Here is a 1,226-nt window from a genome sequence, read left to right on the forward strand (position 1 = left end):
TTGGCAATTTGACTATGACGACGGTGCCGGTTTTCATTCTGTAACGACGGAGAACTTTGTGTATCCCGAAGGGGACGCTTCCAAAACAATGAGTTTGGAACCGGACGAAGTGCGTACGTTTAAAATTAAAGCGCGTGTAAAAGATAACGTCGTTGGTTCGCTAGATGAAGGGGGGAATCTCAACGATAAAATTGCAAATGATGCATACATCTATCGCGATCTTGGTGAAGTAACGGAAACTTCTCACATTTCACACCATGAAATGAAAAAGGCATACAACGGTGGGAATGTCACGCGCAAGCTATTGGTGAATGGAGTCGAATCTCGTTTTTACTCACCAGGTGATACGTTGACCTATTTAGTGACGGTATCGTCTCAAACAGGTTACGTGAACGACCATACTGTGAGAGAAAACATCACTGACGTGACGACACAATTGCTCGATGGGTCAACTGCAACGCCCTTCGCGTCTGGTTTTTCCGTTGATGTATCGAAAAGCGATGCCCACGGCGGTGATGGCACAACCGATGGTACGCTCGATGGCACGGTAGCAAACAATCAAAACATCTCAACCGTTATTGATGTGGCGGGTGGGGACTCAGTCACATACCAAGTCGAAGGTGTCGTTCGTGAAGAGTCGGTAGGTAACATTACGATCGGCGGTATCACCGTTATTCCAAACAGCTACCATCTTTCATTCAGCAAAACCGTGGATGAAGCAAGCTATGAGCCGGGTCAGCCATTGGTCTATCGCCTAACGATTGAAAACGATGGTAAGGGGAACGCGTACAATATTCCTGTGGTGGATCGCTTATCCAACATCACGGTGGAACTTGTTGATGGAACAAGTGAAAAGGCGTTTGATTCGGGCTGGACGATCGAGCAGAACATCGTCAGTGGTAGCGATAAAGCCATTCTCGATCTTGATGGTTCAGTTGAAAATAATCGAGATATCGACACGCATACCTCCATCCCCGCGGGCACTAAAATTGAGTACAAAGTGACGGCGACGGTAAACAACAATGCAGTCGGTGAAATCCTCAACTTGTTGACCGTTGACGGCGATACCGTCAGTGCGAAGACGAAAGCATCGGCAGAGAAATACGACTTCGAAAAACACATTACCCGCTTCTTAGATCAAGACGGTGTTGCTTCATTGAGCGGCGGTTACACGCCGGGCGGCTACATTGAGTATGAAATATCGCTCGTTAACCTTAACAACGTGC

General features: G+C 47.3%; 1 pseudogene. It reads left to right on the forward strand.

The features are described 5' to 3' along the window. A pseudogene (locus R7E78_RS24265) lies at positions 1 to 1,226 on the forward strand (hypothetical protein); the annotation flags it as partial.

The organism is Vibrio sp. YT-19(2023), from assembly GCF_033337395.1.